We start from the raw sequence: 16,509 nt of genomic DNA, 5'->3' as shown, positions 1-16,509 counted from the left end.
CGTGTGCTCCGCGTCGGTCGGGGCATGTTTCCCCGGGGAAACACCGGACGGCGGGAAGGGCGGGGCAGGGCGCTCACCGTTGCAGCCCGCGCCCGTCCCCGGCCAGTTGCGCCAGCGCATCGCCGACCCGTTGCAACAGCGCCTCGTCCGACAGGCCGTGCCCGGCATGCAGCCGCAGCGTCACGCCCTGCCGGTTGGTGCCGGTGACGCTGACCGCCGGGCGGCCATGCGCGCCGTCGATCGTCACCGCGGCAGGTGCGGCGGAGCGGACAGCGCCGGCGCGCAGCAGGCGGCCGATCACCTCGTTGGCGGGGAAGGGGGGCTGCCCGGCGTCGCGGCGATGGGCCTGTTCCTGGCGGATGCGATCCGCCAGATCGATGATCGCGCGCCGCTGCGGCCCGTCCAGCGCCTGCGCCAGCGGATAAGCGGGCTTCAACTGGATGTCGGCGGGGGAGGGGAAGGCGGCGACGACCTTGTCGGGCAAGGCGGCGACCCGCAGCATCTTGGACAGCCACCCCTTCGACACGCGCAGCCGTTCGGCCATGCGGGTCTGGTGATTGTCGTAATGATCGGCCAGCGCAGCGGCGTAATTGCGTGCCCGTTCCAGGTCCGACACATCGGCGCGGGCGCGGTTTTCGAGGTCGGCCAGCCGGAACGCCGCCTCGTCATCCAATTGCTGCACCTGCGCCAGCAATTGCATCTGTGGGTAGGAATGCGCCCGCAGCCAACTGATCGACCAATGGCGCCGCGTGCCGGCGATCACCTCGAACTCATGGTCGGGATCGCCTTCCACGCGGCGGACCACGGCGGGCACCTTCTGGCCCCCTTCGGCGATGATCGAATCGATCAGCTCGCGGCAGCTTTCCTCCGACAGGTGGGCATAGGACCGGGCATTGCCCGGCCAGATCCGCACGCGCGCAGGATCGAGCAGCAATTGCGTGACCTGCCGCACCTCCCCGCTGGCGACACGGGCGAGGGCGCTTTCCCGGCCGAGCAGGGTGGTGCCGGCGCGCCGTTCCAGCTTCTCCTGCCGCAGATGGCGGACATGATCCTGCTGACGATCCAGCACGCCCTTGTATTCGGCCACCGGCTCGCTCGACGGGGGCGGCGCGGCGGGCTCGTCATCGGCCAGCAGTCCGGCGAGATAGTCCTTCTGCTTGCGTGCCATGGATCAGGCTCCTCCCTGTTGCGGCGCGGCCGTTAGGCGGGGCAGGGGGCTGTAGGAAAGTGTTTCCCCGGGGAAACATCGGCAACCGGCGGCCATGTTTCCCCGGGGAAACACCGCAGGGGAAACGGGGCGCTCAGCCATTGACCAGCAGCTCCTCGTCGATGCGTTCGGCGCGGCCCCAGCCGGTGCGGACCAGCTGCTCGATCTGGCCCAGCGCCTCGTCCAGATTGGCGCGGCAGCGTTTGTGCGTGCGGGGGGTGCCGATCGGCTTCTCCAGTTCGTACACCGTCATCATGCGCAGGGCGGCATGGCTGATCTCGGCAGAATCGAGGATTGGCACCGGCAGCAGCGCCGGGCCGAAGCTTTGTTCCATGATCGCGCGGACCATGTCGTGACTGGGATCGTTGGCGTCAAACTTGGAACAGATCAGCCGTACCCAACTGTAATCGACCGATATTCCGGCCTCCACCAATTGTTCCAGCACCTGATCCATCATGGACAGGAACTGCACGGTGGAACAGAAATCGGGCGTCGTCGCGGCCAGCGGCACCAGCAGCGCATTGGCCGCCTGCATCACCGCCAGGCTGATCGTGCCCAGTGCTGGCGGGGGATCGAGGATCACGATGTCGTAATCGCGGGCAAGGTCCATCAGCCCCTGCTTCAACTTGCGGAAGCGCGCGGCCAGCACGCTCTGCCCGTCGCTGCCGGCGGCGGCGAGCTCGTACTCCACGTCGAACAGTTCCAGGTTGGACGGGATCAGGTCCACATTCGGCCACGGCGTGCGCTTCACGGCATACAGCAGGTCGGCCTGCGTCGGGTCGATGGAGAGGTAGGGGTACAGCGTCTCCTCCCGCGTGATGTTGAAGTGCGGGTTGAAGCCGAACAGGGTGGTGGTGGTCGCCTGACTGTCGCAATCCACCACCAGCACGCGGTAGCCCTGCACACCGAAATAATGCGCCAGGTGGGTGGTGACGGTGGACTTGCCGACGCCGCCCTTGAAGTTCTGCACCGCGACGATCGCCGGCTGGTCAAGTGGCGCGCGGGCCGGACTGGCGCCCAGCACGGCGCGCATGTTCAGCAGCTCCTCCACCGTGTAGCCGGTGCGCCGCCCGGTCTCGCTGGCGGGGGCAGGGGGGAGGCGGCCGTCATCTTCCGCCATGCGGATACGGTTGGTGGAACAGCCGAGCAGCTGCGCCGCCTCCGCAATGCCGAAGCGCACGTTCAGCCCCTTGCGGCTTTCGGGCAGGAAGGCCCGCTTGCGCAGGCGTTCGATCATCCGCTCCCCCGATTGAGCGAGATCGCCGATCTGGCTGGCAATTGAATGCGGATCGGACATCGCGGGCAATCCTGAAGCTTTTTGCCGCGTAAGCGTACCGGAACAGGTTCAACCCGGCAAGGGTGCGTGGGAAATGCGGCGAAAAGGGGGCGATCGGCCCGGTCAGCCACCGTTCTGCCGCATTTGCCGGAGCCATAAGGCCGGCCCATGCGTCATCCCGGCACACAGATAATACATAAAGGATGCCGAGATGAAGATCATGATGACCGGGCTGATCGCCGCCACGATGATGGCCGGTGCCGCGCAGGCGCAGGACACGACGACCACCGCCCCGCAGACCAGCCCGCAGACGCAGCCGGTTCCGACCGATCCGCTGGACCCGTCGCAGCCGACCGATCCCATGAACCCGACGGACCCGGCCACCCCCGGCGAGTTGCCGTCCACGACCGATCCGATGAACCCCAACGATCCGATGACGCCGAATGACCCGATGACGACGCCGCGCACCACCACGCCATCGCAGCCGGACACGATGCGCCCGTCGACCCCGACGCCCGCGCCGAACACGACCGCACCGGGCACGCCGATGCCCGACAGCCCGACGACGGCGCCCGATGACACCATGACGCCGGACGACACGATGACGCAACCGACCACCCCCGATCCGGCCCGTCCGCCGATGTGATCCCGCAGCCCTGAACAGGCGCACCGGCCCCCTTCCGCGTCCGTCGCGGGAGGGGGCTGTTGCATGGGGCGGGCGCGTCATGGACAGGCACGCGGCACGGCGGTATTCCTTGCCATGCTAAGCAATGGCGGGGAGGGACGTCATGTCCGGGAAGCTGGCGGTGGTGCTGAGCGGCGGCGGTGCCAAGGGTGCGTTCCAGGTGGGCGCGCTGGAGGCGCTGATCCATGATCGCGGGGTCCGGCCCGACATCGTCGTCGGCACCTCCACCGGCGCGATCCAGGCGCTGGGCGTGGCGCAGGACGATGTGGCGGGCCTGCGCGACATCTGGCTGGGGCTGGATGGCAATGGCGACATCTACCGCCAGCGTGGTGGCCCGCTGCTGGCGGCGCTGACCAGCAAGAAGGGGCTGTACGACACGGCCCCCTTACGCGCCCTGCTGCGCAGGTTCGCGCGGCCCGACCGGCTCTCCGCCTCGCCGGTGGACCTGCATCTGGGGGTGGTGAGCCTGAAGACCGGGCAGTTCCGCACCATCGACAAGGGGGCCGCGGCGCATATCGCCGACTGGGTCTATGCCAGCTGCGCCATGCCGGTGTTCTTCGACCCGCTGGAGGATGCCGGCGGGGAGCAATGGGTGGATGGCGGGGTGACGGACGTGACCCCGCTGGGCGCGGCGCTGGCGCTGAACCCCACGGGCGTGCTGGTGATCCGCGCCAGCCCCACGGCGAAGGCGGCGGGAACGAAGCATTATGGTGGCCTGCTGCCGATCGCGCAGCGCGCGGTGGACCTGCTGCAGGCGGAGGTATCGCGCAACGACCTCGCCAACACGGCGCTGATCAACGACATCCTGGCCGCGCGCGGGGCGATGCTGCCGCTGCTGATGGCGGAGGGGCTGAGCGGCAGCCAGATCGCGGCCGTGCTGGCGCCGCTGGACCGGCAGATCGCGCAATACCGCTTCGCCCGGATCAGCGTGATCGAGCCCGACCGCAATTATTCCGACACGCTGGAATTCGATCCCGCCAAGATCCGCGCCGGCATGGCGGCGGGCCGGCGCGCGGTGGACGAACAATGGGACGCGATCCGCCAGGTGCTGCCGTAAAGGACATCGCCCGCCGCGCCGGCGCCCGCAGCGGGCGGGGCGTTTACAACTGCTACATTGTTGAAAAGTATGCTGCCGCACTGCTGCCGGTGCGGGATGGACAGGTTCCTTGACCTGCGGCATTGCTTGTCCGGTTGTGCCGGGCGGGGGTCCGGCGATGAGGGGAATTTCATGACATCGATGTATGCGCGCGCCATCGGGGTGCGTCGGGCCGGGCTCGTGCTGGGTACCAGCATGGTCGCGATCGGCGCCGCCTGCGCCAGCCCGGCGCTGGCGCAATGCGCGCCCGATCCGACGGTGGCGGGCGGGACCACCACCTGCACCGGCATCGATGGTGATGGGGTGATTGTCGATACCCCGAACAGCACGGTGGACGTGGTGGCGGGGGCGCAGGTGGCCGGGCAGGTGACGGTCGCCATCCCGCAATCGAACAGCTATTCGCTGGAGAACGCGACGATCAACGTTGCCGGCAGCGTGGATGGCGGCAGCGCGGCGGGCATCCTGGGCATCGCCAATCCGGCGTCCGGCCCGTTCTCCTACGAAGGGACGCGGATCGCGATCAATGTCGCGGCGGGCGGCGTCGTGACCGGCACCAATGGCATCGCCACGTCCACCGCCGCCGCCGGCGGCAACCCGTCGACCCGGATGGAGGTGTCGCTCGACAATGCGGGGGCGATCAGCGGCACGGCGGGCGTGGCGATCCAGACCGATGGCGCGACGCAGGGCACGGTGCTGCACCTGACGAACCGGGCGGGCGGGACGATCGGCGCGATCCGCGGCACCGTCGGCCGGTTCGACAATGCCGGCATCATCGACGGCGGCAGCGTGGCGGCGGTGGATACCGGCGCCACCACCAATTATGCCGGGCCCAAGACCAACAGCGGGACCATCCGCACGAACAGCAGCGAGGCGACGCTGCGCCACTTCACGCCCGATTACACGGGCTTCGCCAATACCGGCACGGTCATCAACACCGGCAGCGGGGCGGCATTGTATGGCGATGGCGTGCTGGTGGACAATGGCGCGGGCGGCATCATCACCGGCGGCAGCGACGGGATCGCGATCGATGCCAACGCGATGGTCCGGGTGACGAACCGCGGGCGGATCGAAGGCGACATCGTGGTCCGCGGCACCGGTTCCGCGTATTTCCCCACCAGCACGATCGACAGCGTGGACGGCGTGATCGCCGGCGACGTCATCCTGGGCGGCACCAATGACTACCTGATCGCCCGTTACAACGGCGTCCCGACGCTCCAGACCGGCATCACCGGCACCATCGACGGCGGCGCGGGGACCGACCTGGTGGCGGTCCGCATCGACGGCGACACGCTGATCGACGGCCGGATCGACCTGTTCACCGGTTTCGAACAGCTCAGCTTCGACGTGGGGCAGGGCGCCACCGTCACGCTGGGCACCAGCTTCGCCATGGCGGCGCCGACGACGATCACCATCACCGGCCAGGGTTCGGCCATCAACCGCGGCACGGTCGAGGGGGTCGAGCAGGCGCTGGTCGGCAATGGCGGGTTCGGCTCCACGATCACCAACGAAGGGACGATCCGCACCACCCGGGCGGGCACCGTCGGCGTCTTCGCCGCGGGCGGCCAGAACTTCGTCAATACCGGCCTGATCGACGCCGCCGGCAACGGGTTGGCGTCGGGCGGGTCGATCACCAACAGCGGCACGATCATCGCCGGCGGTACCGGCGCCGCCAATAGGGGCCTGTTCACCAATAGCGGAACCATCCGGTCGACCGGCGGGATCGGCGCCGACCTGTCGCCCGGATCGTGGATGGGCGCCCTCAACAGCGGCCTGATCGAAGGCCGCACGGTCGGCGTGCAGTTGGGCGGAACGCTGGCGAACAGCGGCACGATCCGGTCCGACGGCACGGGCGTGACGCTGGACTGGGAAGGGCACATCGTGAACCTGGCAGGTGGCATCATCACCGGCGGCACGCAGGCGATTGGCATCACGCCGGACCGGTTTGCCTCGGGGGTGAGCGTGTCCAATGCCGGCACGATCAATGGCGATGTGAACCTGCCCGCCAACGTGTTCGGCGGATCGGGCAGCTATCATGCACAGGACGGCGGCGTCCTGAACGGCAACCTGACGCTGGGCGCCGGCGGCCTGCTGGAAACGAACATCGTCAATACCGGGCCGGGGCGCTTCGCCGGGATCACCGGCACCGTGACCACGACGGATGCCACGCTGCTGTACCGCGTCACCAGCGATGTGGCGGCCGTGCATCGGACGGAGGCGGGGTTCCGTTCCGTCGGCTACAACATCGCCGAAGGGGCGCGGCTGGTGCTGACGGGCGATGGCACGGCGGCGCAGACGCTGGCGCTGAGCGGCGGGGGATCGGTCGACCTGGACGTGGATATCGCCACGACGGGGCGACAGCTCATCAGCATGTCGTCCTACGTGCCGGGCATCAACAACCCGCCGGTGCTGGACGTGATCAGCCGCGGCGACCTGACGATGGAGCGGCCGGTCAACGACTTCTCCGCCGCCTATACCGCGGTGCAGTTGACGGGGCAGACCTTCACCAATGCCGGGACCATCACCGTCCGGCAGACGGGCACGGCCCCGGTCGGCACCGGCGATCAGCGGCCGCGCGCGATCAGTGGGTCGTTCGACCGGATCGGCACGGTCATCAATAACGGCACGATCAACCTGGCGGGCGGGGTCGGCGTGACCACCGTCGCGGCGCTGACCAACACCGGCAGCATCGTGCAGGTCGCGGGGTCGGCCAGCGCCGCCGTGCGGCAGGTGGACGCGATCACCAACAGCGGCACGATCCGGACGGACGACGTGGCGGTGCTGGACATGCGCACGCTGGTGAACCTGACGGGCGGGACGATCGCCAGCACGTCGGGCACGGCGATCCGGTCATCGTCCGGCCATGTCGGCAATGCGGGCACGATCACCGGCACCGTTGACCTCGGCTATGCCGTGCGCTGGGACGGGCAGCCGATGCGGTCCTACGGCACGGGCAGCTACATCGCGGCGGGCGGCACCGTCACGGGCGACGTGCTGTTCGGCGATGCCGCCGACCTTTTCGTGATGACGGGCGATGCGACCGGCGTGACGGGCACCGTGGACGGCGCGGGCGGGGACGACATCCTGCTGCATCGCCGTGCCACGAATGCCAGTGTGACGCTGGGCCTGCCTGCCGGCGTGGTCAATTTCCAGCGCTTCGCGGTGGAGGCGGCCGCGGCGGATGCGACCGTGACCGTCACCGGCGGCACGGCCGCGACGGGCGACCTGCTGGTCGGCGGCGTCGGCACGGTCGCCAACCGGGCGGACATCGCCGGCGCGATCACCACCTGGTCATCATACATCTTCTACGACCCGGCCACCGCCATCGCGACGAGCCTGGCCCGGCTGGAAAACAGCGGCGCGGTGTCGGGCGGCGTGCGGGGCGACATCGCCAGCTTCACCAATACCGGCAGCGTGACCGTGCAATCGGACAGCCTGTTCTGGCGGCCCGATTACGGCGTCGCCATGTTCGGTGACGGGCCGCTGGTGCTGAACAATGCGGGCTCGATCGGCGATGGCCGGTTTGGCGCCGTCAGCCTGGCGACGACGGCCGGGGCGACCCTCGTCAACACCGGGACGATCGCGGGTGATGTCGTGTTCAGCGACTATCCGGCCCCCGGCAATGACCGGGTCGAGAACCGCGGCACCATCGACGGGCTGGTGTTCCTGGGGCAGGGCGACGACGTGTTCGTGCAAGGGGGCGCCGCGCAGCTCGGCATGGCGGTTGGCGGCGCCGGCAACGACCTGTTCGTGGTGGACGCGGACAAGGCGGGCGCGATCAATGCCGGGCAGTTCATCGGGTTCGAGCGGCTGATGCAGACCGGTACGCAGGCCGTGACCTATCTGGGGGCGTTCAGCGTGCCCACGATCGAGCTGGCGGGCGGCACGCTGGTGGTGGCGGCGGGCGGCGCGATCGGCACCACGGGCGCGATGACCGTGACCGGCGGCGATGCCGGCGTGTCGGTCATCAACCGGGGCCGGATCGCCGGTGGCGGCGTGCAGTTCGGCGCGGGCAGCGACTTCTACTGGGAAGGTGCGGGCTCCAGCGTCGCCTATGTCGATGGCGGCGCGGGGCGCGATACCTATGGCGTGCTGCTGTCGGGCGACCGGCAGGGCATCGGCGCGCGCAGCGGGTTCGAACGGCTGGCGGTGGACGGGCCGGGCACGCTGACGCTGACGCCCGACCAGAACTGGGCGGAGATCGCGCTGGCGGGCGCCAACCTGTCGCTGGCCACCGGTGCCTTTACCGTCGATGCGATCACCGGCAGCGACCGGGCGGAGCAGGTGATGTTGACGGGCGATGTCCCGTCCGTCAGCCTGGGCGGCGGGGACGACCTGTTGACGCTGCCCGCCGCCACGCTGGCGGGCCGGTATGACGGCGGGGCGGGATCGGACGCGCTGCGTCTGATGGCCACCGGCACGCAGGTGCTGACCGGCAGCGTGCGCGGGTTCGAGACGATCACGCTGGCGGCGGATACGCTCCGCGTCGCGGGCACGCTGGGGCAGGCGGGTGACGTCGCCCTGCTGGCCGGCACTGTGCGGCAGGTGCAGCTGGTCGATGGCGGCACGATCGCCGGCACGCTGGACCTTGGCACGGGCGACAGCCTGTTCACGGTGGCTGCCGGCGGCACGGTGACGGGCACGGTCGCGGGCGGGGCGGGCAACGATACCGCCCGGTTCGACCTTTCGCGCGCGCTGACGCTGAACGGCCGGCTGACCGGGTTCGAGCTGGTGGAGACGCGCGGCACCGGCGTGCTGACGCTGGCGGGCAGCACCAACAGCTTCAGCCGGCTGGACCTGACCGGCGACCTGGTGATCGCGCCCGATGCCGCGCTGACGGCGGAGCGGGTGGTGCTGGGCGCGGGCGCGCGGCGGATGACGATCGCCGGGCGCTTCGCGGGCAATATCGTCGGCACCGGCAATGATGATGTGGTGACGGTCAGCGGCGGCAGCGCGGCGGCGCCGGTCGCCTTTGCCGGGCTGGACAACATCGCGGCGTTGCAGATGACGGGCGGCTTCGCCACGGTCGCGGGCCGCGCGACGGCGGGCACGATCGGGCTGACGGGCGGGCGGCTGGTGGGCCTGGCCGGATCGACCATCACCGCGGGCCGGATCGATGTGGGGCAGGGCGCGACCTTCGGGTCCGCCGGAACGGTGCGGGCGAACATCGCGGTCGCGGGCACGATCAGCCCCGGTGCGTCGCCCGGCACGATGAACGTGGTGGGCGACGTCGCGCTGGCGGGCACGTCGCGCGCCGTGTTCGAGATCGCGCCCGCCCAGTCGGACCGGCTGGTGATCGACGGCGCCCTGACCATCGCCCCCGGCGCCACGCTGGAACTGGTGGCGACGGACCGCGTGCTGCCGGGCCAGTCGCTGGACCTCATCACCACGACCCGCGGGATCACCGGCAGCTTCACCAGCGTGGTGAAGTCGGCGGACCTGTTCGGCTTCATCCTGCAGGATGCCGACACGATCCGGCTGCTGGGCCAGTTCCTGGACGATGCGGCCTTCACCCCGCAGGTCAGCGGCACGATCGCCTATGTGAACGATCTGCTGACCAGCGGGCTCGCCAGCCCGGCGCTGCTGTCGGCGGCGCCGCTGCTGGTGAATGCGCAAGGGGGCACGGATGCGGCCGCCTTCGCGCGGATCGCGCCGCAGGCCTATGCCACGGCCAGCCAGATCAGCGTGGACCAGGGGCTGGAGCTGGCGCGGCTGGCGCGCAGCGGCGTGCTGGCGAGCCCGGCGGCGGACGGAGCGGGGCCGTACACCTTTGCCAGCGTCTTGGGCCGCACGGGGGAGGTCGGCGGCGACGATGCCGGCATCGCCCAGGCGCGCGGCGACGGGCATGGCGTGCTGGGCGGGATCGGCTGGGCCGGTGGCGGGCTGTCGCTGGGCGCCTTCGTCGGTTGGACCGACAACCGCCAGACGCTGCGCACGCTGGGCGCCCGGACCGAGGCGGATGGCGTGGTGGCGGGCGTCCATGCACGCTGGCGCGGCGACCGCGGCACGGGCGTCTCCGCCACGATCGCCTATGACGGGCAGAACGCGACCACCACCCGCGCGGTGGCGGCGGGCGATCCGGTGGGCCGGTACGACCTGACGGCGTGGACCGGCGATATCCAGGTGGACCATGCGGTGCCGCTGGCCGGCGGCTGGACGCTGCGGCCGTCGGTGGGCGCGACCTTCATCCGCGCGCGGGGCGATGCGGTGGCGGAAGGGGGCAGCAGCCCGTTCGCGCTGGCGGTCGCCCGGCGGCGGCAGGACTGGACCTTCGTCGATGGCGCGGTGGACCTGCGTGCCGATCCGGCGCGGACGCTGCGGCCATGGGTGAATGCGGGCGTGCGTTACCGCGTCGATGGAAGTGACCCGTTCGCGGTCGCCGCGCTGGCGGGCGGGCCGGTGACGCTGCGCGCCGATGGCGCGGGCCGGGCGCCCGTCACCGCGATCCTGGGCCTGGGGGCGGATGTGGCGCTGTCGCGCGGCGTCACCCTGTTCGGCAGCCTCAATGGCGAGGCAGGGCGCGACGTCGCCAACGGCACGGCGCAGGCGGGCCTGCGGGCCGCGTTCTGATCGGGCAGCGGGCGGCGGGGATGGTCCCGCCGCCCGCTGCCGTCCCGTCAGGCGGCGTGGAACACCTGCTGCTGCTGGCCCAGTCGCTCGATCCCCAGCGCCACGGTGTCGCCCGCCTTCAGGTACCAGGGTTCGGGCCGCTGCCCCAGGCCGACGCCGGGCGGGGTGCCGGTGGTGATGATGTCGCCGGGCAGCAGGGTCATGAACTGGCTGCAATAGGCGATGATCTGGGCCACGGTGAAGATCATCGTCGCGGTGGAGCCATCCTGCTTGCGGACGCCGTTCACGTCCAGCCACATGGACAGCGCCTGCGGATCGCCGACCTCGTCCGCGGTGACCAGCCACGGGCCGACCGGGCCGAAGGTGGGGAAGCCCTTGCCCTTGTCCCAGGTGGGGCCGCGCTCCGTCTGCCAGGCGCGTTCGGACACGTCGTTCACCACGACGTAGCCGGCGACATGCGACAGCGCGTCGGCTTCCGTCACGTTGCTGGCGATGCTGCCGATGACGACGCCCAGCTCCACCTCCCAATCGGTCTTCAGCGATCCGCGCGGGATGGTGACGGGATCGTTCGGCCCCTGCAGGCAACTGACCCACTTGTTGAACACGACCGGCTCGTCCGGGATCGGCAGGTTCGATTCCGCCGCGTGATCGGCATAGTTGAGGCCGATCGCCACGAATTGCCGGGTGCCGGTGAAGGGCACGCCATAACGCGCGCCATCCGCCACCAGCGGCAGCGTTGCGGGGTCGATCGCGGAGAGGCGGGCCAGTTCCTGCGGTGCAAGGTCGGCGGCGGTGATGTCGGCCAGATGCGCCGACAGGTCACGGATGCGGCCGTCGGCATCGATCATGCCCGGCTTCTCTGCCCCGACGGGCCCGTAACGGCAAAGCTTCATACGATCTGTCCTCCTGCTAGGTCTTGCCAGCGGGCTAAGACATGATACGTCATACGTCAAATAGAGGACGATGAGAGGGGACGCTCGTGACCACGCGGCGCAAACTGCTGCTGGCGCTGCCGGTGCCGATGATCCTGACCGCGTTGCCGGGCGCGGTGCTGGCGCAGCGGCAGGGAAGGGGGCGCGTGGTGAACATCCGCGACCATGGCGCGATCGATGACGGGCGCACCGTCAACACGCGCGCGATCCAGGCGGCGATCGATGCCTGCGCGCGTGATGGCGGCGGGATGGTGGCGGTGCCCGCCGGCACCTTCGTCAGCGGTTCGGTCTGGCTGAAGCCGGGCGTGGGGCTGGAACTGCGCCGGGGCGCGGTGCTGAAGGGGTCGGGCGACCTCGCCGACTACCCGCTGGTCATGCGCCGCTTCGTGGAAGCCTACCCGGAGCCGTTGCGGCTGGCGCTGGTGAACGCGAAGGACAATCATGGCCTGCGCATCGTCGGCCCCGGCACGCTGGACGGATCGGGGGAGCCGTTCTGGCGGCGGTTCTTCACGCTGCCGGACGAGAGCCTGAACGGCAACAAGGTCTATTACCACCTGCCGCAACTGCTCAGCATCGAGGATAGCGACGACGTGCTGGTGAGCGGCGTCACCTTCAAGGACCCGGCCTTCTGGAACCTGCACATGTACCGTTGCCGCAACGGCGTGGTGGAGGATTGCCGGTTCGTGGTCCCGCACGAGATCCGCGCGCCCAGCAGCGACGGGGTGGACCTCGACAGCTGCCAGGACATGGTGGTGCGCCGCTGCCGGTTCTCCGTCGACGATGACTGCATCGCGCTGAAGGGCACGCAAGGCCCTGGCGCGGCAGCCTATGCCGAGGCGCCGCCGGTGGAACGCATCCATATCCACGATTGCGTGTTCGAACATGGCCTGGGCTGCGTCACCTACGGCACCAATGCCACGATCATCCGCGACGTGCTGGTCGAACGCATCGTCAATGTGGGCGACATCCCGACCATCCGCTTCAAGATCCGGCCGGACACGCCGGGCCAGGTGTACGAGAAGCTGCGGGTGAAGGGCGTGTGGCTGCAAGAGGCGCCGACCCCGGTGACCCGCTGGCACAATGGGGAGGTGTTCTACGGCACCGACATCCCCAACTTCAGCTGGACCGACCCGGCGATCGGCCTGATCGTCAACGCCCGGCTGAACCACGGGACCCGCGTCGAACCGCAGATGCCGGGTGCGATCATCCGCGACGTGGTGATAGAGGATGTGCGCGGCACCACGCGCAGCTTCGGCACGATCAGCGGCAATCCGACCACCCGGATCAGCGACATCCTGCTGAAGGATATCGACGTGACCCTGACCGATCCCGAACGCACCGCCCTGGTCGCGCGGGACACCAGCAATGTGCGGATGGAGAATGTCCGCGTGAACGGGCAGCCCGGACGGATCGTGACATGATGAATACGAAGATGCCCCGCTGGCTGGTCGCGCTGCTGCTCATCCTCCTGCCCGCGCTGGCCCATGCCCGGACGGAGACGCCGCTGGCGGATGGCTGGCGGTTCCATCTGGGGGAGGTGGCAGGCGATGCCAGCGCGCCCGGCTTCGACGATGCGGGATGGCAGCAGGTCGCGGTGCCGCATACCTGGAACAGGCTGGGCAATTACGACCTGACCCGCCGCGCCGATGCCGACACGACGCGCGGGATCGGCTGGTATCGCCTGCGCTTCACGCTTCCGGAAGGTGCCGCCGGTCAGCGCACCTTCTTGCAGTTCGACGCCGCCAGCATCATCGCGGAGGTGTGGGTCAACGGCCGGAAGCTGGGCCGGCACGAGGGGGCGTTCAGCCGGTTCCGGCTGGATGCGACCGACGCGGTGCGCGCGGGCGAGAACGTGTTGGCCGTCCGGGTGGACAATTCCAAGCCCGAACCCGGCAGCACGACCGAGTTCATCGTGCCCATATCGGGCGACTTCTTCATGTATGGCGGGCTGTACCGGCCCGTGTCGCTGCTGAGCGTGGATGCGGCGCATATCGACCTGATGGATCATGGCGGGCCGGGCCTCTACGGCCGGATCACCGCGCTGGACGATGCCAGTGCCTCCGTTTCCGTGCTGGCGCGGCTGCGCAATGCGGGCAAAGCGGGGCGCTTCACGCTGCGCACCAGCGTGCTCGACGCCGCCGGCGGGCAGGTCGCCGGGCGGGAGCAGGCGCTGCGGCTGGGCGCGGGCGCGGCGGCGGAGCGGGAGGTGGCGCTGACCATCGCCAACCCGCACCGGTGGAACGGCCTGGCCGATCCCTACCTCTACCGCATGGTGGCCGAACTGGTCGGGCGTGACGGCACGGTGCTGGACCGCGTGGAGCAGCCGCTGGGCCTGCGCACCGTGGCGGTCGATCCGGACCGGGGCTTCCTGCTGAACGGGCGCAAGCTGCAATTGCGCGGCGTCAACCGCCACCAGGACCGGCAGGAGAAGGGCTGGGCGATCAGCGAGGCCGACCAGCAGCAGGACATGGACCTGATCCGGGAAGTCGGCGCCAATTCGATCCGGCTGGCGCATTACAACCATGCGGGCACGTTCTACGACCTCGCCGACCGCACCGGCATGATGCTGTGGGCGGAGCTGGGGCTGGTCAATCTCGCCTCCATCCCCGGTATCGCCGACACCCCGCCGCAGATGCGCGCGAGTGCGGAGGCGCAGATGGTGGAGCTGATCCGCCAGAACCAGAACCACCCGTCAGTGGCGGTGTGGGGCATCGGCAACGAGATCACCAACTGGTCCTCCAAGGGCCTGACCCCGTCGAACGCCCGCCCGCTGATGGAGGCGTTGGACGCGGTGGCGAAGCGCGAGGACCCGAGCCGCCCGACCACCATCGCCGCCTGCTGCGAAGTGCTGCCGGGGGAGGCGGATGACGGGCGCGACTACACCTCCGGCACGGCGGACTCCGTCGGCTTCAACCTGTATTACGGCTGGTACGTGTCGGGCCGGGTGGCCGATGCCACGCGGCTGGGCGGGGTGATGCGCGGCTACCACGCGGAGATGCCGGACCTGCCGGTGGGCGTCGGCGAATATGGCGCGGGCGGCGCGACCACGCAGCACACCGACAACGTCCATGGCGGCAAGATCGAGAGCATCTACCGCCCGCAGGCGGAGGAGATCCAGTCCGCGGTGCACGAGCTGTCGTGGAAGGAACTGGCCCCGCTCGACTTCCTGTGGGGCACCTGGGTGTGGCAGATGTTCGACGCCACCAGCGATTTGCGCGAGGAAGGCGACAGCAGCGACATCAACACCAAGGGCCTTGTCACCTTCGACCGGGCGATCCGCAAGGATGCGTTCTGGTTCTACAAGGCGGCGTGGAGCGACCAGCCCGTGCTGCACCTGACCGGCAGCCGTTATGTCGACCGCGCCTATCGCGTGATCGAGGTGCGCGCCTATTCCAACGCGCCGGAAGCGTCGCTGACGGTGAATGGCCGTGCGCTGGGCACGGTGCCCTGCGCAAATTTCGTCTGCGTGTGGCCCGGCGTCGAACTGGCGGCCGGGGAGAACCGGATCGAGGCGGTGGCGGGTGGTCAGCGCGACGCCATGGCGCTGCGCTGGTCCGGGCCGGGGCGGGCGCTGCATGTGCGGACCGGATCGCTGGCCGGTGTCACGCTGGCGGATGGCACCCGCTATGGCTCCGACAATTTCTTCGACGGGGGGCTGGGCTGGACGCTGAATCCATATCGCCGCGAACTCTACGCCACCAACGAGCAGCGCGCGGCCCCCAAGGTGGTGGCGGGCGCGACGGTGCCGGACCTGTATGCCAGCTGGCGTGCGGGGCAGTCGTTCCGCTATTCCCTGCCGCTGCCCGACGGCGACTACACCGTCAGGCTGCACCTGTTCGACCCGGTGGAGACGGAAGCCGGCAAGCGGGTGTTCACGGTGCAGGCGGGCGGCCGGGCATCGGTGCGGATCGACCCGGTGGAGCGCGCGGGCGGCGGAATGCGCGCGACGATCGTGGAATTGCCGGCGGTGGCGGAAGACGGCCTGCTGGTGCTCGACTTCGCCGGGGTGGTGGGGGAGGCAATCGTGTCCGCCATCGACGTCACCCCGCGTTAGCGGCGGTGGCGGCCTGCGGTCCCGCGATCGGCGGGGCCCGCAGGCCGCCGTCCGGTCAGGCCTCGGCGCCCACCTGGCAGGCGTTTTCCGCATCCGCCAGTTCCCAGCTTTCGTCGCCCCGCGCCAGTTCGGCGGTGTGGCGGCGATATTCGTCCTCACCCAGGCCGAAATCGCAGCTGAAATTGGGGTCGGTCAGACCCTTCGACTTGCACAGCGCGGTGCTGACCGGCTGCGCCGAGGGGCAGGCATCGGCCCACGCCGTCGTGAACTCCGCCGCGCCGGGCGGGGCGAGGGTCGGCTGCGCATCGGCGACGGCGGTGGTCGCCTCGACCGCCGGCGGCGGGGCGCTTTCCTGCGCGCCGCAACCTGCGAGCGCGAGCATGGCGGCCGTGGTGGGGGCGGCGAAACTGGTCCAGCGGCCGAATGAACGCTTCATCGGCGTATCTCCTGTCTTCATCTACGTCGGTTCGCGCACGCCCGGTGTGGTGGCACGATGCGGTGGCAGGTTGCTGCAACGCAGCAACCATCGGCCTCCAACATCATGGGGCGATGCGCGACAAGCGTTCGCAGATGCAACACAGGCAGGAATTGCGCCGGATCGGCGCTGAGGCGGGATGAATCGTGCGGCAGGCGCGGTGCTTTGCTTGCTAACCTGCTGCTTTCGCCGTCAAAGACGCAGAATTCCCCTCGCC

Annotated in this window: 9 protein-coding genes; 5 read left to right on the top strand and 4 right to left on the bottom strand. The window is 69.9% G+C overall.

Annotated features, from left to right (window positions below):
- Positions 1–73 precede the first annotated feature (73 nt).
- Positions 74–1,168 (bottom strand): ParB/RepB/Spo0J family partition protein, encoded by a 1,095-nt coding sequence (locus V5740_RS14510; RefSeq protein ID WP_347304605.1) that lies wholly within the window; start codon positions 1,166–1,168, stop codon positions 74–76.
- Between the two features lie 133 nt (positions 1,169–1,301).
- Positions 1,302–2,504 carry an AAA family ATPase gene (locus tag V5740_RS14505; RefSeq protein WP_347304604.1) on the bottom strand — a complete coding sequence of 401 codons (1,203 nt, stop codon included), beginning with the start codon at positions 2,502–2,504 and terminating at the stop codon, positions 1,302–1,304.
- A gap of 190 nt (positions 2,505–2,694) precedes the next feature.
- Here V5740_RS14505 and V5740_RS14500 point away from each other — a divergent pair, with 190 nt between their 5' ends.
- The 3 genes from V5740_RS14500 to V5740_RS14490 all read left to right on the top strand — a co-directional run bounded on the left by V5740_RS14500 (position 2,695) and on the right by V5740_RS14490 (position 10,831).
- A complete protein-coding gene (locus tag V5740_RS14500; protein WP_347304603.1) occupies positions 2,695–3,129 on the top strand; it encodes a hypothetical protein in 435 nt (144 codons plus the stop codon).
- A 142-nt stretch (positions 3,130–3,271) separates the two neighbouring features.
- Positions 3,272–4,225 carry a patatin-like phospholipase family protein gene (locus V5740_RS14495; protein WP_347304602.1) on the top strand — a complete coding sequence of 318 codons (954 nt, stop codon included), beginning with the start codon at positions 3,272–3,274 and terminating at the stop codon, positions 4,223–4,225.
- 171 nt (positions 4,226–4,396) lie between these two features.
- Entirely contained in the window at positions 4,397–10,831 is a 6,435-nt protein-coding gene (locus V5740_RS14490) for a hypothetical protein (protein WP_347304601.1), read from the top strand.
- Between the two features lie 47 nt (positions 10,832–10,878).
- Here the strand turns inward: V5740_RS14490 and V5740_RS14485 are convergent, their stop codons facing one another.
- Positions 10,879–11,724: a fumarylacetoacetate hydrolase family protein gene (locus V5740_RS14485; protein WP_347304600.1), complete on the bottom strand. Its 846-nt coding sequence runs from the start codon at positions 11,722–11,724 to the stop codon at positions 10,879–10,881.
- Positions 11,725–11,810: 86 nt separating this feature from the next.
- Between V5740_RS14485 and V5740_RS14480 the strand changes: the two genes are divergently transcribed.
- On the top strand, positions 11,811–13,184 hold the full coding sequence (locus tag V5740_RS14480) for a glycosyl hydrolase family 28 protein (RefSeq protein ID WP_347304599.1): 1,374 nt from the start codon (positions 11,811–11,813) through the stop codon (positions 13,182–13,184).
- Positions 13,181–15,817, top strand: coding sequence for a glycoside hydrolase family 2 TIM barrel-domain containing protein (locus V5740_RS14475; protein WP_347304598.1), 2,637 nt, complete (start codon positions 13,181–13,183; stop codon positions 15,815–15,817). The genes V5740_RS14480 and V5740_RS14475 overlap by 4 nt, the downstream gene beginning before the upstream one ends.
- A 55-nt stretch (positions 15,818–15,872) precedes the next feature.
- Here V5740_RS14475 and V5740_RS14470 read toward each other — a convergent pair whose 3' ends face one another.
- Complete coding sequence (locus V5740_RS14470) at positions 15,873–16,253, bottom strand: hypothetical protein (protein ID WP_347304597.1); 381 nt, start codon at positions 16,251–16,253, stop codon at positions 15,873–15,875.
- Positions 16,254–16,509: the final 256 nt, after the last annotated feature.

It is taken from the genome of Croceibacterium sp. TMG7-5b_MA50, from assembly GCF_039830145.1.
Classification (GTDB): Bacteria; Pseudomonadota; Alphaproteobacteria; order Sphingomonadales; family Sphingomonadaceae; genus Croceibacterium.
Note: the sequence above shows the minus strand (reverse complement) of the source record. Positions and strands in the feature narration are given on the sequence as shown.

Coding starts and splice junctions, on each gene's coding strand:
- V5740_RS14475 (WP_347304598.1), top strand. CDS start 13,181: ATGATGAATACGAAGATGCCCCGCTGGCTGGTCGCGCTGCTGCTCATC.
- V5740_RS14490 (WP_347304601.1), top strand. CDS start 4,397: ATGACATCGATGTATGCGCGCGCCATCGGGGTGCGTCGGGCCGGGCTC.
- V5740_RS14510 (WP_347304605.1), bottom strand. CDS start 1,168: ATGGCACGCAAGCAGAAGGACTATCTCGCCGGACTGCTGGCCGATGAC.
- V5740_RS14470 (WP_347304597.1), bottom strand. CDS start 16,253: ATGAAGCGTTCATTCGGCCGCTGGACCAGTTTCGCCGCCCCCACCACG.
- V5740_RS14500 (WP_347304603.1), top strand. CDS start 2,695: ATGAAGATCATGATGACCGGGCTGATCGCCGCCACGATGATGGCCGGT.
- V5740_RS14505 (WP_347304604.1), bottom strand. CDS start 2,504: ATGTCCGATCCGCATTCAATTGCCAGCCAGATCGGCGATCTCGCTCAA.
- V5740_RS14485 (WP_347304600.1), bottom strand. CDS start 11,724: ATGAAGCTTTGCCGTTACGGGCCCGTCGGGGCAGAGAAGCCGGGCATG.
- V5740_RS14495 (WP_347304602.1), top strand. CDS start 3,272: ATGTCCGGGAAGCTGGCGGTGGTGCTGAGCGGCGGCGGTGCCAAGGGT.